The organism is Saccharicrinis sp. 156 (genome assembly GCF_050589685.1).
In the GTDB taxonomy this organism is placed as follows: Bacteria; Bacteroidota; Bacteroidia; order Bacteroidales; family Marinilabiliaceae; genus Saccharicrinis.
This window is the reverse complement of sequence record NZ_JBNGOS010000022.1, coordinates 16307-38536: the sequence shown is the minus strand read 5'-3', so window position 1 is coordinate 38536 and position 22230 is coordinate 16307. Positions and strand designations below refer to the sequence as shown.

At 37.4% G+C, this 22230-nt stretch carries 16 protein-coding genes; 2 read left to right on the top strand and 14 right to left on the bottom strand.

What is annotated here, in order from left to right; genetic code table 11:
* Positions 1-107 precede the first annotated feature (107 nt).
* The 3 genes from ACRD64_RS14600 to ACRD64_RS14590 form a co-directional block, all read right to left on the bottom strand.
* Positions 108-2645 carry a glycosyl hydrolase 2 galactose-binding domain-containing protein gene (locus tag ACRD64_RS14600; protein ID WP_430934182.1) on the bottom strand — a complete coding sequence of 846 codons (2538 nt, stop codon included), beginning with the start codon at positions 2643-2645 and terminating at the stop codon, positions 108-110.
* A gap of 414 nt (positions 2646-3059) precedes the next feature.
* Complete coding sequence (aldA, locus tag ACRD64_RS14595; protein WP_430934181.1) at positions 3060-4505, bottom strand: aldehyde dehydrogenase; 1446 nt, start codon at positions 4503-4505, stop codon at positions 3060-3062.
* Positions 4506-4549: 44 nt separating this feature from the next.
* Positions 4550-5329, bottom strand: a complete 780-nt coding sequence (locus tag ACRD64_RS14590; protein ID WP_430934180.1) for an enoyl-CoA hydratase/isomerase family protein — start codon at positions 5327-5329, stop codon at positions 4550-4552.
* A 335-nt stretch (positions 5330-5664) separates the two neighbouring features.
* On the opposite strand from ACRD64_RS14590, the gene ACRD64_RS14585 reads away from it, so the two are divergent.
* Entirely contained in the window at positions 5665-6840 is a 1176-nt protein-coding gene (locus tag ACRD64_RS14585) for a DUF6786 family protein (RefSeq protein WP_430934179.1), read from the top strand.
* 191 nt (positions 6841-7031) lie between these two features.
* On the opposite strand, the gene ACRD64_RS14580 is transcribed toward ACRD64_RS14585, so the two are convergent.
* The 3 genes from ACRD64_RS14580 to ACRD64_RS14570 all read right to left on the bottom strand — a co-directional run bounded on the left by ACRD64_RS14580 (position 7032) and on the right by ACRD64_RS14570 (position 11795).
* A complete protein-coding gene (locus ACRD64_RS14580; protein WP_430934178.1) occupies positions 7032-8249 on the bottom strand; it encodes a glycoside hydrolase family 117 protein in 1218 nt (405 codons plus the stop codon).
* Positions 8250-8604: 355 nt separating this feature from the next.
* Positions 8605-10125 (bottom strand): Dabb family protein, encoded by a 1521-nt coding sequence (locus ACRD64_RS14575; protein ID WP_430934177.1) that lies wholly within the window; start codon positions 10123-10125, stop codon positions 8605-8607.
* A 449-nt stretch (positions 10126-10574) separates the two neighbouring features.
* Positions 10575-11795 (bottom strand): hypothetical protein, encoded by a 1221-nt coding sequence (locus ACRD64_RS14570; RefSeq protein ID WP_430934176.1) that lies wholly within the window; start codon positions 11793-11795, stop codon positions 10575-10577.
* Between the two features lie 562 nt (positions 11796-12357).
* Here ACRD64_RS14570 and ACRD64_RS14565 point away from each other — a divergent pair.
* Positions 12358-12534 carry a hypothetical protein gene (locus tag ACRD64_RS14565; protein WP_430934175.1) on the top strand — a complete coding sequence of 59 codons (177 nt, stop codon included), beginning with the start codon at positions 12358-12360 and terminating at the stop codon, positions 12532-12534.
* A gap of 168 nt (positions 12535-12702) precedes the next feature.
* Here ACRD64_RS14565 and ACRD64_RS14560 read toward each other — a convergent pair whose 3' ends face one another.
* The 8 genes from ACRD64_RS14560 to ACRD64_RS14525 all read right to left on the bottom strand — a co-directional run bounded on the left by ACRD64_RS14560 (position 12703) and on the right by ACRD64_RS14525 (position 22229).
* Positions 12703-13767 carry a mandelate racemase/muconate lactonizing enzyme family protein gene (locus tag ACRD64_RS14560; RefSeq protein ID WP_430934174.1) on the bottom strand — a complete coding sequence of 355 codons (1065 nt, stop codon included), beginning with the start codon at positions 13765-13767 and terminating at the stop codon, positions 12703-12705.
* The gene (locus ACRD64_RS14555) at positions 13767-14567 is read right to left on the bottom strand and encodes a creatininase family protein (protein ID WP_430934173.1); all 801 of its coding nucleotides are present in this window, start codon (positions 14565-14567) and stop codon (positions 13767-13769) included. The genes ACRD64_RS14560 and ACRD64_RS14555 overlap by 1 nt, the downstream gene beginning before the upstream one ends.
* A complete protein-coding gene (locus ACRD64_RS14550; RefSeq protein WP_430934172.1) occupies positions 14557-16068 on the bottom strand; it encodes a hypothetical protein in 1512 nt (503 codons plus the stop codon). The genes ACRD64_RS14555 and ACRD64_RS14550 overlap by 11 nt, the downstream gene beginning before the upstream one ends.
* Positions 16065-17135, bottom strand: coding sequence for a DUF1611 domain-containing protein (locus ACRD64_RS14545; RefSeq protein ID WP_430934171.1), 1071 nt, complete (start codon positions 17133-17135; stop codon positions 16065-16067). Before ACRD64_RS14545 ends, ACRD64_RS14550 begins: the two co-directional genes overlap by 4 nt.
* A gap of 2 nt (positions 17136-17137) precedes the next feature.
* The gene (locus tag ACRD64_RS14540; RefSeq protein WP_430934170.1) at positions 17138-18199 is read right to left on the bottom strand and encodes a pyridoxal-phosphate dependent enzyme; all 1062 of its coding nucleotides are present in this window, start codon (positions 18197-18199) and stop codon (positions 17138-17140) included.
* Positions 18200-19799: 1600 nt separating this feature from the next.
* Positions 19800-20723 carry a helix-turn-helix domain-containing protein gene (locus tag ACRD64_RS14535; protein ID WP_430934169.1) on the bottom strand — a complete coding sequence of 308 codons (924 nt, stop codon included), beginning with the start codon at positions 20721-20723 and terminating at the stop codon, positions 19800-19802.
* Positions 20724-20807: 84 nt separating this feature from the next.
* Positions 20808-21602 carry an EFR1 family ferrodoxin gene (locus ACRD64_RS14530; protein ID WP_430934168.1) on the bottom strand — a complete coding sequence of 265 codons (795 nt, stop codon included), beginning with the start codon at positions 21600-21602 and terminating at the stop codon, positions 20808-20810.
* A gap of 120 nt (positions 21603-21722) precedes the next feature.
* Positions 21723-22229: a hypothetical protein gene (locus ACRD64_RS14525; RefSeq protein WP_430934167.1), complete on the bottom strand. Its 507-nt coding sequence runs from the start codon at positions 22227-22229 to the stop codon at positions 21723-21725.
* Position 22230 lies beyond the last annotated feature (1 nt).

Genomic DNA, 22230 nt, shown 5'->3' with positions numbered 1-22230 from the left:
CCCCCATTCCTCCATCTGTGATGAAGTACTTCCCCCGACCTCATCGTCAAGGGAAGAACCATGAACCATATTTTACATATTAACAACTACTTACTGGAGAATGCCTGCTAAAACCCTATTGCTCTAGGTGTTTGCGTTCCGCTTTCGTATTTTTTGCCCCCTTGCTCAGTAAATTCTTCAAAGAAGTGATAGTACGAACCATAACGACCGTGCAGGTTTTCTTGTTTTACACGTTCGTCCTTCCAGGCATTATATTTCTTTCTGGCAGCTTCCTGGTCGCCAATCAGGAAGAAATAATCGTTTTTAGAAATCATCTCACCTTTTTTGTTGATTAACTCCAGGTTTACATGGAATTTATCCTTTACAGTTTTTAATACTTCCTCTTCAATAGCAAAGAACGATTTGGCACTGTTCCCATCAATTTTTGCTACCTCAAATTCTTTTGTTGACAATACCTTACCGGACTCATCTGTCATCTCGAACTTTATTTTACAATCCTTGAATTCTTCGTATAAGTCGTTAACCACCCAGATGTTACCTACAAATGGCTCCTTGTTATCCCAACGACGTTTTTTGAATTCAAAATTCACTAATAAGGGCTGGTAAGCTTTTTGAACCAGATAATAAGAACGCTTAGCTTCCTGATAGTTATCTACGATTCCCCACTTCATATCCGGACAATATGTAATATAGTGACAAAGTGCAATACCACTCAAATTAGGCTTATCGCGACGGAAGTGTTCAATACCATTTTGGAAGATAATTCCTTGTGCATCTTGGGTTGCATTTACAAACTCTTCCAATGAACCTTTCATTTCGCTTCCAAAAACATCCCAGTTTTGCATACGAAGACGGGTTAAATCGGCCCAGTGGTGTCCCCAGCTTAGTCCCGGAGGCCACATCTCGTTCTCTGGAATAAACTTCTTCAGACTTTCAACAGAAGGAACTGAAGTAATCGCAAACTCCGGTACGATAGGATAGCCATCACAATGCGTCTGGTACCAGTCTTCGTGCAACCAACGTCCCATTTCGTAGAAATAACGCAAGGCATGTACCGCTTCTTTAGGTTTAAAACCTGCTTCCTGAGCAACCGGGTCAGTCATCGGTGAATCCGGCACATATGGCAGATCAACATGCGCTTGAAGTGAATCTCCTAACCGCTCCAGGAACTTACGTCCAAAATGTGGGTCGCGGGTACGGAACAACATTTCTTCACCACCTTCCATCATGATAAGCGATGGGTGGTTCCTTCTTTCTTTCACCACTTTCACACCTTCATTAAAAATTGCACCAAGGCTTTCCTCATCGGAAGGAATATTTCCTGTCCCCAATGGAATCATATCTTGCCAGATGGTCATACCCATTTCGTTACAATACTGGTAGAACTCAGGAATTTCAGGTGGGTGCCATCCAAAAATACGGATGTTATTCATATTGGCTTCTTTAGCCATTTTAATCAATTTCCTGTATTCTGCCGGATTCGTTCTTCCCACAAAGATATCCGGTGGTCCACCCCAACAGGCTGAACGGATGAAATGAAATTTACCATTGATATACGTTGAACGAGGATAAGTTACATCCACATCTTTTTTGAAGCCGGGGTTCCACTTCATGGTTACCTCGCGGATTCCGAAGACCGTTTTGTTAAAATCATGATTCGTTTTTCCTTCTTTAACAGATAAATCAGCTACGTAAAGGTTTTGATCACCCAGGTCCCATGGCCACCAAAGCATTGGTTTAGCCAAATGGATGTTTTTTTCCACTTTGCTAACCCCTGGCTTAATAGTTTTTGTAAATTCAACTTTTATTTCCTTCATCTTAAAGTTCTTACCGTTAAGAGCGGCCTCAAAAGTCATTTCTCTGGGTTGATCAGAAGTATTTTCAACCTCTATTTCAAGGTTAACATCTGCCGAACCATTTTTATTAAGTTGTTGATGGGCATAAACATCCTTAAAACGAACCTTGCCTGTTTGTACCATTTTCACGGGTCTCCAGATGCCAATTGGAGTCAGATCCCTGGTATAATCACCAAACCAAGGTGTTTTTTTTCCAGCTACAAAGGCATTAACCTGTGGCGGCGGATCTAATTTCACCATCAACATGTTCCTTCCTTTTTGGGCATCCCATGGATGGGTCCGTAAAGCCTTAGTTATATCAAAAGAAAACTTTGAAAATACACCTTCATGTTTACCCAGACAATGACCGTTCAACCAAACCTCGCAACTGTAGTCAACCCCCTCGAAAACAAGCTCTACAATTTCGTCTTCAGGCAGGGTTTTCATATCAAATTGATACGAATACCACCACTCATATTGCTGTACCCATTGAGCCTTCACATTATTACGGCCAAAATATGGGTCATCAATAACACCGGCTTTCCATAAATCCGTATACACATCACCAGGAACTCTTGCATTGTTCCATACCAATGTTTCAATATCCTCTGAAGGTAGTTTGTGTAATCCTTTTTTAACTCCTTCTCCCGGAAGCATCATTTTAAACTTCCATTTCATTCCACTCAGGTCACGAACCCTGTCCTTACCCTCTTGCTTGGCAAAAGTAGTATTCGGTTGCGACCATGCCGTTAAAACAAACATACTTACCATAAGAGTAAGGATAATTTGTTGGATAGATGTTTTTTGCATAGCTATTGTTAATTAAATATTCTTTTTGCAATACCGCTTATTATTATATTCGAATCAAGTGTTAGAATAAAAGTTCAACCCATTCAGGGTTGTGATTCCATTGCCTTTTTTCCCTGGGTTTCACCCAGGGTTATTCAAAGTTTAACCACTTCGTGGTTGATTTATATAAATTCTTATATCAAGAAAGATATAATCAAGCCTCATAAAAAAAACCGAATGGGGTTTTTTATGAATAACCACGGGTGAAACCCTTGGATACATAATCATGTAGTCGGGGTACCCTGAAAGGGTTCAACTCTTGATCCGCATATTATATAAATCCCTATTGCTGCGCAATAGTACTTCACCTAGTCCTCATGGCCAAAGCGAAGAGCCTTCTTTACTTGTTACTCACTGCCAACTATAAACTGCCTGTTAGTCATAGTTCATATATATTGTTCGCTTTTGCAAGTATTGCTCTATTCCATAAATACCATCTTCACCGCCGATTCCTGACTTTTTATGTCCTGAATGGAACCCTTGGATATAACCTACTATGGGTTTATTGATAAAAATGGTTCCTATCTGGAATTCCTGAATGGAACGCATAATATTTTTATGATTCTGCGTATATAAATAACACGATAGGCTATCATCACGTTTATTCAACAATTCTTTGGCTTCTTCGAATCCCGAAACCTTAACAATGGGTAGGATAGGTCCAAAAACTTCCTCTTGTACTGTCGCATGGTCGGGCTTTACATCTGTTAGCAAAGTTGGCTCGTACCAGTTACCTCTTTCGAATTGGGCTCCTGTAGGGCGTTTGCCTCCTAAAACCAGTTCGGCACCTTGTGCCACGTTTTCTTTTACTATTCCATCCATTCTTTCCAGCGCCTTTGCACTTAGGCTTGGTCCCATGTCCACGTCGGTCATCGGGTCGCCTACTCTTATTTTTTGGATACGCTTAATCAGCTTATCCGTAAATTCATCGGCAACCATTTCGTGCACAAATACCATTTCGTTACAAATACAAACCTGACCGCAATTGGCATAACGAGAGATCGCAGCTGCTTCAACTGCCTTATCAATTTCTGCATCATCCATTACCATAAACGGGGCTTTCCCACCTAACTCTAAAACAAGTCCGGCAACATTTTCAGAAGCTCCTTTATAAATGGCTTGACCGGCACGGGTGCTTCCCGTCATTGAAACCAACTTGGTAATTGGGTTTTCAACCAGGTGAGCGCCAACTGTGTGACCGTAACCAACAACCATGTTGATAACTCCCTTTGGTAATCCCACTTTGTGAACGATTCGACAAAATTCCGCAGCTGTCACAGGCGTCTGTTCAGATGGTTTAATTACCATGGTGTTTCCCGTTATCAAAGCAGGACCCATTTTACGACCGATTAAAGCCAATGGATAGTTAAAAGCCATTAATCCCACCGTAACACCAAAAGGCACTTTGTGAATCGAAAGATGCTCATTGGGTAAATCGGAGGGAAAGATAGCCCCCTGAATTCTTCGTCCAGCTTCAGCCGAATAGTTGATATAACGAATGGTATCTGCCACTTCGCCATAAGCTTCGGCTAGGGTTTTTCCCTGCTCCATCACCAATAGTTTCGCAAAGTGATCTTTCTCCTCTTCCAGCTGATCGGTTATTTTGTATAACCATTGTGCGCGCGCATTGGCGGGTAACATTTGCCAGGCAAACTGCGCTTTCTCAGCCGATTCTAAGGCGTGCTGCGTTTCTTCAATGGTGCTTACATGAATGGCTGCAAACATCTCACCTGTTGCAGGATTTTCTACTTCAATCTTTTCACCTACACTTTTCTCTATCCACTCTCCGTTAATGTAACAATTGTAGTTTTTTATTTCCACGTTTTTGATATTTAAGCGTTATACATCTATTGTTAGATAGTCGCTTATTTAAATCTGGGGTCACGTTTTTCTACAAAAGCCCGGTTGCCCTCTCTGGCGTCATCCGAGTTATATAATGGTTCTACCATTTCACTTTCCAATTTCAATCCGTCCTCTAAAGACATTTCCAATCCTTTATTGACACATATTTTTACCGCTGCCATTGCTTCAAGCGGTCCTTTGGCCAGTTTCTCGGCATAAGCTTCCACCTTATCAGCAAATTCTTCTTTCTTATAAAGATGATTCATCAGGCCAATATCAAAAGCTTCCTGAGGCCCAATATTATCTCCTGTTATCAATAACTCTAAGGCTTTACTTTTATCAATTAAACGAATCAGTCGTTGCGAACCTCCATTGCCGGGAATAAGTCCAAGTTTAATTTCAGGCAGACCGAGGAAGTAGTTTCCTTCTGCAGCCAGACGCAGGTCGCAAGCCATGGCCAGTTCCAGTCCTCCGCCCAATGCGTGACCACTAATGGCTGCAATGGTTATCTTTTTACTTTCTGATAATTTGTTGGCCGCAATTTGTGCGTTTACCACCATCTCTTTGTTTTCCTCTACTGTGTTGGCTTCAAAAACTTTTATATCAGCACCAGCACAAAAGAACTTCTCCAAGGCACTTTTTACAACTATCACCTTTACTTCATTATCAGCATTGGCTTGATCGAGACAAGCGTTCAATTGTTTATGAAAATTTATTTCGTAGCAATTCGCTTTAGGACGGTTAACAATAACATAACCGACTCTATTTTTCTTTTGTAACGTTATAACATTTGCTTGTTCCATGCTGCGCTGCTTAGTCTGATTCCTTCTAATTTCGTTAAATAAACTCAAATAACTCAAGTCTAAACCCCTTATTTAATTTTGATATATAAATTCTATATTCATATTTGAACACAAAGAAATGTCTTTTAGTTTTGAAAACAAAATTTATATATGAATATTTGGTATCGATAAAACAATGTACAGATATTTGTGAGAGGAGGACGGGGGTATCTGAAACAATTCCGGGGGTAATTGAAAAATAGGGACACTTATTATAATTCATACTATTCGAAAAATATCCTTTATCAAAATTCTCAATCAGAATTCTATTAATGATTACCAGATTAAATTGGCTTATGAAAACTTTGATTTTAACACTATTATCACTTGTCGCAATTGGATGCAATAAACAATCTGCAATTACTACTTTCAGGGAGGATTTAAAACTATTGGAATCCGTGGAAGACTTAACCATACTGCAGGATGGAGATGCTATGATTGCGGCATCCGGGGCTTATCAAGGGAGAATATTCACGAGCACTACAAAAGGAATAAATGGTAGAAGCCTGGGATATTTTAACAGAGGCTTAATGGGCAAAGGATCTTCATTATACAATCTTACCAAACTTGGAGGCGAAGGCCGGATGTGGTTTGGCCCCGAAATCGGGAAATATGCCATCTTTTTTGCTCCTAACACCCCTCAAAATGCACACACTATAAACGTTTCGCCAGAGTTAGATACGAATTTATTCAAGCCCATCGCTAAAACAAAACATTCCATTACCTATGGCAATAGAATGACCATAAGAAATGCCAATAGTTATCATTTTATAATGGATGCCAAAAGAAAAATATCCTTGAAGAACAAAACAAACATAGAACAAGAACTAAATATTCAGTTAAACGAACATATATCACATGTTGGGTTTAGCGCAGAAACCTGGATTAAAAACATGAACCAGGAACAGTGGACCAAAGAAAACGGTCTGCTTTCCGTTTGGGATATTTCATGTATATTACCAACACCCCTTACTACAGTAATTATTCCAAGCCAATCCAATATTGATTCGGTAAGCAATTATTTTACTCCTTTAAACAGCACGAGAGTTATAATAAAAGACAACATTGTTTATTACAAGGCAGATGCCGCTTACATGAACAAAATAGGGATTCAACCCGAATATTGTAAAAATGTATTTGGAAGTTATTCGCCTGAAATAAATCTATTAACCATTGTGAAATATCATTTCACTAAAGACTCCTTGTATGTAAACTCCCAGTGGGGACATGAAAAACCATACAAAGGTGATGTTATCAATATATTTAATGGCGAAGTAAATGAATCACTCGACAGGGCTTGGCCTTTTTATGAGTTGGAAACCTCATCGAGTGCCAAAGAGTTGCAACCTGGTGAGGAAATGTATCACATGCACAGCATTTATCATTTTGAAGGAGATGAAGGATATCTGGATAATATTGCCAATCAAGTTTTGGGCGTTTCTATCATTAAGCTATCAGAAATCCTAAAGTAGTCTTTGAAAGAAGATGACAATACATGTCTACCTTAAGCTAAAAAATGATTGCACTAAACAAGAAAGGCTACATCCTGTTAAAAACATTGATGTAGCCTTATATTTTGGAAAACAGACAAGCAATAGTCATTGCTTCCACTATCCGAGACAGCACCTTAAAAAGATCTGACTAACAACCGGAACCACTGAGCTTACTCCCCTTCTTCCCCTATTGCGGTATGGTTTTTTACTTTACGTGAACGAAAACCTCGGATATACTGCCAATCATATGTTCTGTACTCATGAGTAAGCCCCCAACGTAGTACCTCTGTTGGATCTTTTTCATTATCAGCCGCCCTATTTAAACCAATGGCATGCGGGGCACCTTTTATCGACGATTGAATTTCGAAATTAACACCATCAGGCGACCATTGAATTGTATTTCTTTCTGGCCCATCAGTTGTAATCAATGAAGCAATACCTCCATTATATGGCCACACACAAATCTCATGTCCACTATTACTAATGGGGTTGTACGGTGATTTTACATATGGTCCTTTAGGATTATCAGCAATAGCCACTCCGTGACGTATCTGACGTCCGCCAAAAGTAACTTCCTCACCCATTTGCTCCCCTTTATAATACAAATAAAATTTCCCTTTGTAGGGAATAATGCATGGGTCGTGTACTTTATGACTATCAAAATCACCTTTCTTCTTTACCTTAAATCTGTTTTGCACTTCGCCTTCCCAAATACCATTATCAGCTGGGCTTAATATGGGGTCCTTTGATTTTGTCCATGGTCCATCTGGCGAATCAGCCCAAGCCAAACCCACCTGATTTTTAACCCGCACATTATATGGTGATTTGACTGTTTGGTAACACAAGTAATACTTACCATCCCATTTCATAATTTCTACCGTAAACACGGATCGGTCGTCATATTCTCCCTTTTCACCTCTCAATACGGCAGGCCCCTCTTCTTTCCAGGTTACTCCATCCTCTGAGGTGGCATACCAAATATCACATCTATCCCAGGGAAAAACCTTATCTTTTTCAATATCACCGGCAAAGCCATCTGTTTTTCCCGTGCTTCGGGTATACCAAACATAGTATTTCCCATTTTCCTTAATTAAGGCACTCGGATCTCTCCGAACCACGCCTTCTTCATAAGCAAAATCTCCCTTCAAGTCAAACACCTCAAACTCAATATACCAATCGTTACCTAATTCAGGCCATTGAAGTGCTCTTTTAGAAGCAGCACTTAAGTATTCACGATTGGTGATACCCAACTTGTCCATTTGCATATCCGTAACTTCAACTTTTTCCGAAGAACAACAGCTTTCATTGTTGTTTTCCTTATTATGACATGATACCGCAAAAACCAACGTTATTGCCATCCACATAGTAGATTTAATCCTTCTCATCATATACTTTTTTTGATTTACATTCGCAATAATTCAAAAACAAATATAGATGAACACCTGCAGCTTATAGAGCTGCATATTTACCCTAAATACGGGGTATATGAAAACGCAAGGTGTATTTGATAATTAAAGGGGTGGCATATGAGAACCCCATGAATTTAGACAAGCTTATGATGGGTATTTGCTTTCCTCATGTAAAAATTTAAACTGTCGTTTTTTTAATTCAATGTATAATTATTTAATCACTGGTGTCCTGTTAAAATTGAATAGATTCGTCTGGTCATTTGGAATGATTTGCATTTGATTGCTTACGTTTATTGGGGGAAATGTTATTATTTCTGTATTATTCCATATTTGTCTATTCATTATCACTCCAATAGTCCATAACAAAAACATCATCCAATAGTGGCATTATCTTTTTACCTGCCGCTAAATGTGCTTTATGGAATACATAAATTTCTCGGGCATGTACATCGTTAAAAGTAATAGTAAAGCAATAATCAAAACCTTTACTAAGCCCTTCTGTACTATTGTTTAATCCCCATTCCAATTTGCTTATCTCGGGTATTTCATTTTTTAGGTTTCCGAACATAGCTAAAGCTTCATTAACCTTTTCCTGGTTAGCATCCTTTTTGAATCTAAAACTAACCACATGCCTTAATACTTTACCGGAAGCACTGAGGTCTTTTAAACCAACCTTATAAGCTGCAATCTTTCTTAAGCCCCATTGAATAGAACCTGCAACGAGGAAATTGTCATCTTCAATTGTAAGCGACCTTAAGCCATAATAGACGGGGAAGCCGGTTTGCAGGTAATTAATAGGACTTAATATGCCTTGCTCATTCAACTTACACAACTGAATACTTGCATCATCTCGTGTGCCTACTGCCAAAATAGCTTCATTGTTGTTTACCGAGACCATTTCAATTCTTGTTTGCCCTTGTAGTTTTGTATTCTCGTCGTCCTTTAAGACCGAATGAGGAACGAGCTCTCCCTTTTTATTCACCTTAAAAACACTGAGCGCGTCGCCATGATATACGAAATCTGTCTTTTTTATAAAACCCTTTCTTGTATAGTATTTATGGTGCCTATGCCCTACAATAACATAGTAATTGCTTCCTATCTTAGCTCCGTTAACAGGATAAGTTCCAGTTAAATATTTGTCGGTAGTATTATCGCTTACATTGTTAATGTTTTTAAATTTTCCATTGTCGTAAACTCTAAAGCTACTTACACCGTTGTCCTGAAATCCTCCTGTATACAAAAAGGTTTTTCCATCTATTTTATGAACAAACATGCCTATTATGCCATCGGTATGTATTCTGTCATCATCCTTCATCGATTGAACATGGGTGAGTTTTCCGTCCTCATGAATCAAAAAACAACTTAAGCCCGGTGTTTCTTCTAAACCTCCCGCAAAAAGATAAGAGGCATTTTTCATATGAATTACCTGCAATGTAATGCCAATACCAATATGAATATCCTCGTTGTCGTGTATCATAAACACCTGTTCCAAAGCTCCATCATCTAATATTTTAAATACTTCGATGGCATCTCCAAACTTATTGGCCAGAAATAGAAAGTCAGTTCCCTTGATGTTATCGGCAACCATTCCTCTTGCCGGCCCTTTCTTTTTATACAGTTCTTGTTTTTCTACATGCGTTAATTTCCCTTGTGCATTAAGGCTAAAAACATCTACATCTCCTTCACCTCCAGCATATACATAATACTTGCCATTTTTTTCATAGCTTGTAATAGAAACAGTATTATTACCTGAAACATTCTTAAAATCTGTTCGGTAGAGCGTTAGATTATCACAAACCTGAGAATATCCAATTTGAAACCATAATAAAGCGATTAATAGAATTAAATTCTTCATGCTATTCATAATTTGTCGTATTTTTTCTAGTCTTTACAATAACATCTAAACAGTTTATTTGTTAATAACAAAGCTAATTATTTTACCCTAACTAAGGCAAAAAAAAAACACATCACTGATTCGCTACAAACTACAACATTCACTTTTTCACTCATTTTCATGCAATTTTTCAAGTTTCATTATGACGTCAGCTTCCGAAATCAATAGCTTTTTAAGCTCATAGGGTGATTACACCACAACATTAAAGTGTACAAATAGTAGCCGAATTAGAAAGGGACTAATCATCAAAGTGCCAATAGCCGAGGCCATTGTATGAACTGCTAACTTAATGAGTATCGGAGGCGAAGCAAAAGCTTCGGCGGTGTTTTTTCGGAGAACATCCTTTCAATAACCTACTAGTCGCCTTATTTGCTATACATATTATTGTTAGCAAATTTTGTTAGTTATGTTTATTTTTCTCCAACAAGAAAAGCTCCTTCAGGACGAACATATTCCGATGGAGCGGCATTGGCTTCAAGTTGTTGATTAACGTATTTCAAAACAGTTTCCTCATCTTCCATTGTAGTACCGTCCGTATCTGTAGTTGTTGAAAAAGTAACGGCTCCACCTGCATCTGTAATGTTTTTTACAAATCGATAAGCTTGTTCTCCCTCAAACATTAAATTAGATTTTTCACTAGACCATGTTGACCTTATAGGTAAGAATAAATGTTTTGTTGCTTGTTTAGAACCATCATATGACGTTACAGGTGATGATTGAATGTCAGGCACTGTAAATTCTTCGTAAGCCCAGGAGTTAGGAGGTGCTCCTTGTCCTAAAGGTGTAATATGTCCAGCTGTGAAGTCTGACCAAGGATCCCTGGCTGTTAGTTTTATTATTTTATAATCAATATCCTTTGCATCATCAACACCATCACTATCCACCTTTAATTGAACACCGTTTTCATCTGTAAAATAATCCTTTTCATAATTTGTCGATATCATGATATCCGGATCAACATTACGTATCATTTGCACAAACTCTTCTCTTTCAGTATCGTCACCGGGATAGCTTGAAAAAGCATCAATCCAATAACCATCTACTCCCATTTTAGCGAAACGTTTTATGTAACCTTCACATAAATTCATCCAGGCTTTATGTTCGTTACCACCAAAGTAATTATCTACATATTTATTCCATGCGGCAGCTCCATCTGCTGTTGCTCTTTCTGCAGGGCTCATTCCGTTTAAATACAAAATCACTATTTTATTTGCATTTTTAAACTCATTAATGACATCAATAATAACGTGTTCATTTGCTAAGCTCGGTACAAATTCTTCATCTATAACAGAGCCTGAAGCTCCCATTACAACATCTACATTTTCATTTGTTCTTAAGGTCCATAAATGTGCTTTTGCATTATTCGTCGCATTGGTTACAATATGTCCCATAGTTGGATAACTGATTATTATTTCTTTAGCTCCCGCCACATAATCATAACCTCTACCACCATCGGAATCGGGCTTAACGTAATCATCTAACGTTTCACCACCTCTTACATACAACCGAGCTCCCCAGGACCCTTGAAGGGCCGTTGAAGTGGTATTGTCTTCAATATCAATTTCTGCAGAACATGACGTTAAGAATAGGATTGCCATTAAAAATCCGTATACTCTTTTTATATTCATCATTTGTTTTTGAATTGAATGAATTTTTAATATGTGCAAATGGCCACTTGTACGCGTAGTGTCGGATTCATAAATCATTCCATCTTGATCGTATCAAATATAAATATTCTAAATCATTTCACAAATAATTCCCTGATTAACAGTCTGCCCTTAAATAAAGCCTAACGCCCTATGCATGTTTTCGGAAGTAATTTACGAAGAACTGTCCTCGAGATTATCACGGGGCCAAATAGGCGATTTACAAGTTACTTTTTTATCACTTTAACCCGGATTATGTATTAGAACTTCGTCGTGAACATTGAAAGTGCAATAAAACAAGGCTTTACTGAAACCAGGCATAACATCGTTATGGTAAGTTGAAGTGAAGCAGCGGAGTGTCTTGTTTTGAAACCATTTCAATGTGTAATAGATTTTCTAATGCATATTGCGGGTTTAACTTGAAAATTTGTCGCTATTTACTTAAAACTTCCAATTCAGGTTCAAAACCTGCATGAAATATACCGTAAGCTTCCCTGAGAACGCCCCAAAGGAAGTCCTATTCATACCATAAAATCTAACCGTACGGGTGAAAGTAACGCTTGGAGAACATGTTCATGCTTATCAGGCTGCGCTGTATTTGGTTGTTCAGGCGAGAGGCAAAGACAATACTATGGTGAAGGATACGATATTGCAGAAAATGACGCAATTGTTACACCTAAAGGTAGTAAACATTACGTTAGCGACACTGGTAGAGAACCTGTGATATTACAAGCTACACTATTAGAAAACAAGTTAAGAATGACATCTTAGAACAGCGGAAAGCTTTTGTGTTGCTGTTCTAAGATTTTCTAATTCGTGAATTTTAGAAATTAAGCATGAGACCTTCCAATACTATAAAATCAAAAAAAATTGTTTCACTTCCATTTTTTGGCTACAGTTTTATTTTTCCCAATCCATATTCCTGAGACGGATATAGAGTACCGTTTTTTAGTGTAAATAAATCATGAAATGGATCATTTAATAGGTCGAGATGACCATCAAGATCCGCAAACTCGATATTTGGTCTGCTCAATGCAAAATGCAGGCCTGCCGAAATCCCAAGAGCACATTCATCAAGGCATCCCACCATTACTTCCATTCCTGCTGCTTTTGCTACAGAGTTAATATGCTGGGCTTCAATTATACCTCCAACTTTCATCAATTTAATATTCACCATATCAATTAAATTATTGCTTGCCAGCCTAAAAGCGTCTTTTATTGATTTTATGCTCTCATCTGCCATAACCGGAATATGAATACTATTGGAAATTATTCCCATACTCGATTCTTTGGTTTGGCAAGTAGGCTGTTCCAGGATTTCAAGTCTAGCAGATTTAGTTTGTTCTACAAATCTTAACGATTCATCTATGGAATATCCTTGATTGGCATCAAATCTTAAAACAATGTCCTTTCCAAGTTCTTCTCTTAATTTAATAATCTTCTCGACATCTTCGTTTAAGTTCAGTCCTCCTTTTAATTTTATTACAGAAAACCCTCGGCTTACAAATTCCCGTGCCTGTTTTAATGTTTCATCAGTAGGTAAAATTCCTATCGTAATACTTGTTTGAATTGATTTTCTATAACCACCTAATAATTGGTACAAAGGCAATTGGGCTTTACGCGCCAATAGATCGTGTAAGGCCATATCTAACATTGCAATGGCTGATGATGCTTGTTTTAATCGTTGTTTTACGTCATGAATGAATTTTACTATTTGAAATGGTGATTGATTTTCAAGTATGGGAATAATATCATTTTTAATATTATGTATGACATCTTCTTTGGTTTCACCAGTAACTTCAAGGTCTGGAGCAGCGCACCCCCAACCCGTCAGACCAGAAGTTGTAGTAATTTTAAAGACAATGTTTACCGTTCTGTCAACAGTTTCGTAGGCAATGGTATACGGAACTGCCAATGGCATCTCGAGTTCAAAAAACTCAATATTCTTGATTTTCATTAATACCTGTTTTGATGAAGTTCGTTCATAGGTGTATTTTTAATGGTTTCTACAAATTCGGTCATTTTAGCTATCATGATCTTCCACATCTTCTCTCCTTTTTCAACAGTTGCCAAAGATGCATTACCCATTACACCTGATTTTGAAAGTAATTTTGTACGTGCATACCAGCTCACACCTCTAGCTGAAGTAAAATCCAAATATTCATTTTTAAGATCCAGGGTTTCATCTACAGCCTTTGTCATGTCTACCAGTTCCGGTCGAATGGCCAGGGTGGTACTTGTCTCGATTTCTCCCGCATGTATATCGTTATGGGTTTTTATTAAATCATATAAATCTACATCACTTGTTTCCCCCGTTTCTACACAAACAAATATTTCCGCATCTCTATTGATCATTTGGGCTGCAAATTCAAGTGTTGGTTTATTATCGCCATGACCATTTAACAAGACTATTTTCTTAATTCCGTTATGCGCCAAACTCATGCCGATATCATAAATTATTGCTGACAATGCGTTATTGGTCACCGAAATTGTCCCTTTAAATTCACTATGATGATACGATACTCCAAAAGGAATTGCCGGGAGTACAAAAGGTTTTGGTTCTTCGCAATTCTCTGCAACTTTTTTAGCCATATAATGGGCATCAAAAAAATCTACATCCAACGGTAAATGAGGTCCATGTTGCTCTATGGCTCCACAAGGTAAAATTGCTGTATCAACAATTTTTAGTCTTTCCTTAATTTCCGGCCAGGTCAATGTTTCCCACATATAATCTGGATATTGTTCTTTATTTCTCATCTATTATGTAGTTATATTCATTCATAAAATCATTGTTGATTTTTAAATCAACCCAATGTTTATTTTTTCTCAACACCGCACCATCTGCATATTGAATTAAGATATCGAACAGTGGTTTTCTTATGTATTTCGGAAGGTCACTTAGGTTGCTCCGCTCTTTGTCGAACCTGAGTTTGGTTATTTCCGGAAATTCTTTCGCCGTTTTTTTAGTGAATTCATTTTTGCCGATAAGATTTTGTGACAACAGCAAATGGTATAAATGTGACGCATCACTGCCAATTTGCTTAACCGATTGGCTTTCCAAGGCTTTTAATCCATTTTTAATTTGGGTCTGGTTGTAACCGCAATTCTCGGGATTTTCGTTTAATGATTTTAAAATACCAATTATTCTTCTGCATTTTTCACATTTACCACAAGGATACATTCTGCCATCAACCTCATGGGCAGCGTGACAGGATACCTGGTTTTTTTGCAATTCCGGGTAGCGTTTAATAAGAATTTTCATGATAAGCCATTCCGATAAGCTCCTTAAAATGGAAAACTGATTGATTTGCCAACCTTTGTTTCTGTAATAGCGGGTTAAGGCATTATCAAAATATTTGCTTTGGTCGTACAAACCGTTATAATGACTTATTCCGTTGGTAGTTCCTTTAACCGTTGTATCGTACTCATCACCAATTAAAATATTTCCCATTTTATTTGCTCGCACAATTGGTAAGGTTCCAAACAGAAATACGGAAACTGTCCAAAGTCGTATTGGATATATATCTGCCCTAATTGAGGCATAATTCTCCTTAATAAAAGGGAATTGTTTGATCATCCAATTAAAAACCCGATCGCTATTACACCAAGGTTTTCTGGTATTTGGTTCAATTTCCCTAAAATATCTATGTGCATTGACTGCGGTGAACCAATGCCGACCCGATTCGTTGATATAAACTGGATATGGATTGCCTATTTCCTTGACAATTCCATATGTTAACAAACTGTCCTTCCCTCCACTACTTAGGATTGCGTAACTGTTGCAATCGGTTTCTTCCTGCACTTTTTCAAGCTTTAATTCTGAAAATCTAGTATTGTTAAAAACAATTTTAGATTGGGTATAAACAGATTGTTTTTGTACTTCTAAAGTATTAAAAGGCGGTTTGAGAAATTCGTTTTTGATTAATAGTTTATTCGTTAGAATTTCCTTTGAAGTATTTTCCATCATATCCAGAATAAACCTTTGGTCTGCCTTATCAAAAAGTCCATCGAACTCAATTATTTCAAAGAACAAGCCATAGTTCAAAGCCACTTGTGCTAACATATTTGAAGCCAAATTAACGTCTTTGGCCAATTTTGGATTGAAATATGGCTTATCGTAAGAATAAATCAATTCGATTGATTGGGTTTCACCAGAAAAATTTTCGACGCAATATTCTGCCTTTACTTTTTTGGGCTCGATTTTTATATTGCGAACAGATAATTTTTTATGGACAAGAAACGATTCGAGAGTGATCATTTTAAATAAGATTTAAGTAAATCTACAAGTTCTTCAGCACCAAACTTAAGTACATCAAAGGCTGGAAGTCCAATCTCTTTCGATATTTTTTGACAAGCAGGTAAAATCTCCTCTTTTCCCATCCATTCGTGATTCACGGTAATGGCAATTACCTTTTTACTGGAAATAGTTTCTATAGCATTAATCTGTTCTTTCAGCGAATGTAATTTATAACCTGGGAAACCATCATATTCCAATCGTTTGGGAGCATGTTGTAATATCACGAAATCCGGTCTTCCAGCAGCTAATATTTCGAATCCTCCCGGATACGCAGGGTTCATAAGGCTTCCTTGTCCTTCTATGACGATAAGGTCCGGTGATTCGTTTTTCCATGCTTCGTATGTGGCATGCTCAATTTCGCCCGAAACAAAATCATTAATACAACTGTCCATTATCATTGAATACTTGGCCCCTTGCATCCAGGCAGTTTGACCTGTACCCACCATTTCTGCCTTTAATCCTGCATTTCTAAAGGCATGCACAATGATCCATGCTGTTGTTCTTTTGCCAATGGCGGAATCTGTTCCTAAAATGGCTATTTTCAAACAATCTACCTCTTCGATTTTTCCTGTAAAAAAATGCAGTTCGTCTCGATCTGGTGTTTTCCTGACATCTCTAACCCTGCAATTATTTTTTTTAGCAAGAGCCATCAGTTCTTTATCCTTATAAAGAAAATCATGCAACCCACTATCCACATTCATCCCTTTTTCCAACGCTTTTTTTAGGGTTGATTTAGCTTCTTTGGGCAATCGCCCTCCATCTGGTGCTAAGCCAATCACAAGCGATTTTGGCTTATTGTTTTCTCCCAATTTCTCGAGCGCCTCATCAAAATCCTTGAAAATAGGAATGTCATACATTGTATTATCGAGCACCATTCCTGCATCTTTGCCTGCATAAGTATGGTCTATTACACCTACAATATCGTATCTTTCGGTGAATCTGACCAAACCATGTGCGGTTTTTCCATTTGGTGTATTAAAAGCACCATCAGCATAGACTAAAGCCTCGCCATCAATTGTTTTTTTCATGTTTAATATCGTCCTGTTAGTATGGCAACATATCTATCGTTGATCAATTCGTTTTTTTCGTGAATATTTAAAAGTGCTATTAACCCAGCCGTTGAAGCTGGTAAAATTCTGTAGCCCTCTTTTTTATGCAAAAACCTACTCATGTTTAGCATTTTATTATCACTTATATGATGTGCATCTCCATTGGATTGCCTTAGTGCATATAAAGCTTCATCACCATCAAAACTATGCCAATTAATCAATGGTTCATTTATCGTAGTTTCTTTAATTTGTTTAGGATCTATATCCTTACAATAATCCAATCCTGCTTTAAAAGAAGATATAATTGGGTTTTTATATGATGAAGAACCTGCGACAAACTTCGGAATCCTTGATGTTTTCCCTCTTTTATAGAGTGTTACAAAGCCACGATACACACCAGCTAAAAAAGTGCCGTTGGAAACTGGAGCAGCAATATATTTAGGTGCATCTCTAAGTTGATCATAAATCTCATTGGCAATTTCTGAATAGGCCATGATTTGCAATGAAGTATTTATTCCTCCCGGGTTTGCATCATACCATTCGTTTTTTGCGGCAATTTCACTGGATCTAGTCACAGTATCTTCATAGGTACCTGGAAGCCTAATTATTTCTGCATTAAAATTTTGCATTTCTTTTACTCTCTCAGTATGATAGGTCTCGGGGATGAATACCTTGCAATGAATACCGGCAAGGTAGGCAGCGAATGCTACAGCTACGCCATAGTTGCCACATGTAGCAAGCGATATAGTATTGTAATTTCTCCTAAAAGCATCGTGAACCTGCGCAAAAGCAATACGGTCTTTCTGCGTCCCTGTTGGATTTCCCCCTTCATATTTGATATAAAGTTGTCTTATGTTTAACTCCCTTTCAAGATTCCTGGCCCTGCTCAATGAAGTATCACCAATCTCAAGTGAAATGATATCTTCGAAAGATTCTATTCTATCCACCAGCGACAGAGAAGTATCCTTTAACATTTCGCTTAGGTTATTAACTTCTTGTGTGATTTTAATCTCCGATGTTTTTACGCCATCAAGTACATTCATTTAGTTAATTTTAAATTGTAGCTAACGAGAGTCTGTGAAAAATCTCATTATTGATGATTAAATATAACCATATTGATGTTCAAAACTTCCATTAAGGAGTTTTTTCAACATTTTTTTTTGAAGAAGCTATTTGGGCAATTATATTTCGTGCTTAAAAAGGTTTAAAATGGCCTCGATTCGCTAAAAATAATAGTTGCTATGCTTTTTTAACATAGCAATGAGTTCTTCTACACCAAGTATTGAAATGCATATGGTGACTAATGTGCCTTTTGCAAGCGTAGTGGGGGATCCAGCGCAACTACCTTCCGAATTCGCACAATGTTTATTAAAGGTAGTAAATTTCAGTTTAGCACAAAAGCCAGTAATGCATAGAACCGCTACCAACAATTGTTTTTTTCTTTTTTTTCTTCAATCAGGTATTCCTCATCCTTTTGGATAACTGGATTAAAGCTAACTCTGCTAGTTCCATCAATGTTCTATGAAAATCGTAATATGGAACTGAAGTCAAGCACTTCCTATTTGTCAGATAGGGAAATATCAATTACGTCGCTATGCAGGTTTCCAAGGCTGTCATTATATATCTTATATCGGGCATAAGCTCCTTCTTCAACCTTATACGAACCTGGTATAGGTCGAATTGAACCACTCTCTTTGCTAATATTAATATTCTCGTCTTTTTGTTTTGGGCTACAGTTTCTAAGGGATTTAATATTTGGACTATCATATAGAAACCAATAATTCAGAACAACTGCGGAGTTGTTAACCTTTAAAAATGACTTGATATTTCGTATAACTAGACTGTCTTTTGCAGCTTATCTTTTGCTCGACGTCAATTAATATTCTTAACCTCAAGTTCAATTGAATTCCCTTGATTATCCTTTAAAGTTACCTTCGGTTTGCTAGAGCTTATAAAACTTGTACCCAAAAATAACATTAGTCCTAATTTCATTTTACTTTTCATTGGGTGGCCAGAGTAGAGCCTGAAAGTTTACTCACTTCGATACACATAAAAGTAACAATTATACGTAGACTATCAGCACTCCCAGCATCAAACCATACGTGAAGTTTTCCTTCATATGCTTACGCTGAAGCTTCAGCATAGTCGCTACGGCTTGCCGATAGAGTTCTTCATTTGCATTTTAGGTGAATCTACCCGACATATGTACTGTTCATTAGCTATTTGAACCACACGTGACTTCTCTAGTTTGCTTGCCATACTTCGTCAAGCTTATATCAGCCCGTTTAACCCACAACGTTAACTCGATGAAGCGTGCGGGATTTCAGAGCTATTTCCTATCAAACCGTTGTAATGTTTAACAAATGCAATATACTTAAAATTAGTACTATCCGCCATATGATTTATACAGCGCAAGCAACTAGGCTTCCTCTGCTCATCCCATAATATCAGTTCATTACGCATCAAATCTATCTGCACTAACCTTGATTCGGAGCACAGAATTTATTTTGTTTTCGAAGGGCGGGCAATCCTAAAACTGTCCTGCAAGGCGGTTGCTCGGGCTGCTTTGTAAGCTCTTTGGTAAGTTTCGGTCTGAGGGTGGAACGTGCGACTTACCAATGTACTTACAAACAGGGTCCGAAATTAATTCATTGTTGCACTCTCAATATACTCTTTCGGGCTAACTCCTGTTTTTTTCTTGAAAAGACGGGAAAAGTATTGCGGATATTCAAAACCCAGTTTATAAGCTGTCTCAGAGATTGAAGCATTCGGGGCAAGCAATAAATTTTTAGCTTCTTCCACCAAATACAAATTAATCTGGTCTACCGCTGTTTTTCCTGTTTCGGTTTTAATGGTATCTCGCATATATCTATGACTAACACCAAGCTTACTTGCAAGCCATTCAACAGTCGGAATTCCGTTTTCTTCCAATTGGTTTGATTCAAAATACTCATCCAGTATTTCCGTAAAACGCGTAAAGAGAGCCTTGTTAATCTCTTTTCGGTTCAGGAACTGTCGCTTGTAAAAACGATCGGCATATTTTAACAATGCGTCTAAATGGGTCAGAATGATTTCTTTACTAAATTCATCCTGATTATTCTGATACTCTACTTCTATATTTCGAAAAATAGATTTTATGGTTTGCTCTTCCTTTGGTGAAAGGTGCAATGCCTCATTGACGTTGTAATTGAAAAAATTGTAGCTCTTGATTCGTTTTTGAATATCCAATCCTCGAATAAAGTCTTCATGAAAAGCTATAAACCAGGATTCTGAACTAATCACTATATCTTTTATTACATAAGTCTGATTGGGCGCGGAAAACAACAAGGTGCCTGTACCACAATCGTATTTTGTACGCCCATAAAGTATCTCTCCTGAAACTATATTTTTAAGACTGATGAGATAAAACTGATTCGTATAGCTAGCTTCTTCGTTTGAAGCAACACAATTTTCAATTTCATCGGCACTTAACTTCTTTTGTCCAATACTAAATAGAGGGTTCTCTGGTTCAGGTAAATTAAAAGCAAGGTTGAAATCTGAAATATTTTTGATGTTTATATGATTCATTATTCTAAATTTAATATGGAATTATAAAGCCATTTTTAATTCCCGTTATGCTTCTTTAATAATAGCAAAACTACTGAAAAAAGGCTAGCTATTAGCCTTAACAATCTCACTTAACTTAACATGGCTGTTACGAAATCTGTTTCCATTAACTTCGCCTTTTATATGAATGGCATTTGAAGGACAATGATGCACACAGGCAAAACACATAAAACACTTGTCGCTTAATGCTATTTTTCCCGTTTCATAGTCCATTCTAATATTATCTACCGGGCATACACGCGCACAAGTTCCACATTGCGTACAAGAATCTTCTACATAAATATAATTGTCAATACCTTCACCATACACATGAACCTTTAATCTTTTTGTGTTGAATGGCTTGCTGCCTCTTTTAGCCATATAGTTGAACATCGATCTGTCTACGAACGATTCTTTCAAAATCCACTTTTTAGAGGCTTCAATATCTGATTGAACCAATGCCAAATGTTTTTCAATCTCTTTCTTTGGTTCTTTTGAAATCTGTTTCTTCATATCAAAAGTTGGTATATAATTATCTACCATCTTTATTTTATTGATATAATCGAAAGAGAACCCAGCCTCATTACCTATGTCTGTTAAATGTTTAGCAACAGCACCAGAATAAATACCATAAGTTGTTATGGCAAAAAGATAGTTGCAATTAAAGGTCACTTTTTTCAGAAAATCCACCACATAAGAAGGTACACCCCATGCATGGAGCGGAAATACAATTCCAATTTTTTCGTCTGTAAAATCGTAGATTCCCTGTTTATCCATTTGGGGAATTGAAAGCAGTTCTCCACCAAGCGATTTTGCAATATGCAGACTATTACCTGTTGCTGTAAAATAAAGAATCTTCATCTGTTTAATTTTTTTGTCTTTCTTGAAATTATTACAATACAAAGTAAGTGCCTACTAACCTCCAATCACTTAAACATTTTGGTAAATGACGTATACTTTAATATAGTAAGCCTTAAAACTTCATTCTTGTTTTTCAGCTGACATCAATTGTTTGTTGTAATAGTCAATTCTGGCATGGGCAGTACCGTCAATTAACAAAATAACTATTAGCATGGCCATAGTTGTAATCATACTAGCCCGCCAACCTGGTGCGTTAACAAACATTATAACCAGGGCACAGGCAGCAATAATTAATGGGATTGCTGTAAAAACAATGTTTTTATATTCTTTTAAAGTACTTTCGGCGCGTGTAAGTTCTGATTGCACAAAAGCTGATGCATCCTGATTATAGGCTTTTTCAAATTGCGTAACTCTTGATTTGTTGGTGAAGAATAAACCAAATCCTATGGTTAAAAGTAAAGCACCAGCTACTGCGACAGGTATGATGTATGCTCGTGCTAAATCTGTTTTTCCCAGTTGCCAAAAGCCTATGCTTGCTCCTACAAATAAAACGCCCGCTATAATGAAAAAAGTGGTTGAAAACATTTCGGCTTTTGCCCAATCCTGTGCTGTTTTTAAGATATCCATA

Bases quoted from the DNA above. Each gene is read 5' to 3' on its own strand.
- ACRD64_RS14600 (WP_430934182.1), bottom strand. From the start codon at position 2,645: ATGCAAAAAACATCTATCCAACAAATTATCCTTACTCTTATGGTAAGT.
- ACRD64_RS14590 (WP_430934180.1), bottom strand. From the start codon at position 5,329: ATGGAACAAGCAAATGTTATAACGTTACAAAAGAAAAATAGAGTCGGT.
- ACRD64_RS14585 (WP_430934179.1), top strand. From the start codon at position 5,665: ATGAAAACTTTGATTTTAACACTATTATCACTTGTCGCAATTGGATGC.
- ACRD64_RS14580 (WP_430934178.1), bottom strand. From the start codon at position 8,249: ATGATGAGAAGGATTAAATCTACTATGTGGATGGCAATAACGTTGGTT.
- ACRD64_RS14575 (WP_430934177.1), bottom strand. From the start codon at position 10,125: ATGAAGAATTTAATTCTATTAATCGCTTTATTATGGTTTCAAATTGGA.
- ACRD64_RS14570 (WP_430934176.1), bottom strand. From the start codon at position 11,795: ATGATGAATATAAAAAGAGTATACGGATTTTTAATGGCAATCCTATTC.
- ACRD64_RS14560 (WP_430934174.1), bottom strand. From the start codon at position 13,767: ATGAAAATCAAGAATATTGAGTTTTTTGAACTCGAGATGCCATTGGCA.
- ACRD64_RS14555 (WP_430934173.1), bottom strand. From the start codon at position 14,567: ATGAGAAATAAAGAACAATATCCAGATTATATGTGGGAAACATTGACC.
- ACRD64_RS14550 (WP_430934172.1), bottom strand. From the start codon at position 16,068: ATGATCACTCTCGAATCGTTTCTTGTCCATAAAAAATTATCTGTTCGC.
- ACRD64_RS14545 (WP_430934171.1), bottom strand. From the start codon at position 17,135: ATGAAAAAAACAATTGATGGCGAGGCTTTAGTCTATGCTGATGGTGCT.
- ACRD64_RS14540 (WP_430934170.1), bottom strand. From the start codon at position 18,199: ATGAATGTACTTGATGGCGTAAAAACATCGGAGATTAAAATCACACAA.
- ACRD64_RS14535 (WP_430934169.1), bottom strand. From the start codon at position 20,723: ATGAATCATATAAACATCAAAAATATTTCAGATTTCAACCTTGCTTTT.
- ACRD64_RS14530 (WP_430934168.1), bottom strand. From the start codon at position 21,602: ATGAAGATTCTTTATTTTACAGCAACAGGTAATAGTCTGCATATTGCA.
- ACRD64_RS14525 (WP_430934167.1), bottom strand. From the start codon at position 22,229: ATGGATATCTTAAAAACAGCACAGGATTGGGCAAAAGCCGAAATGTTT.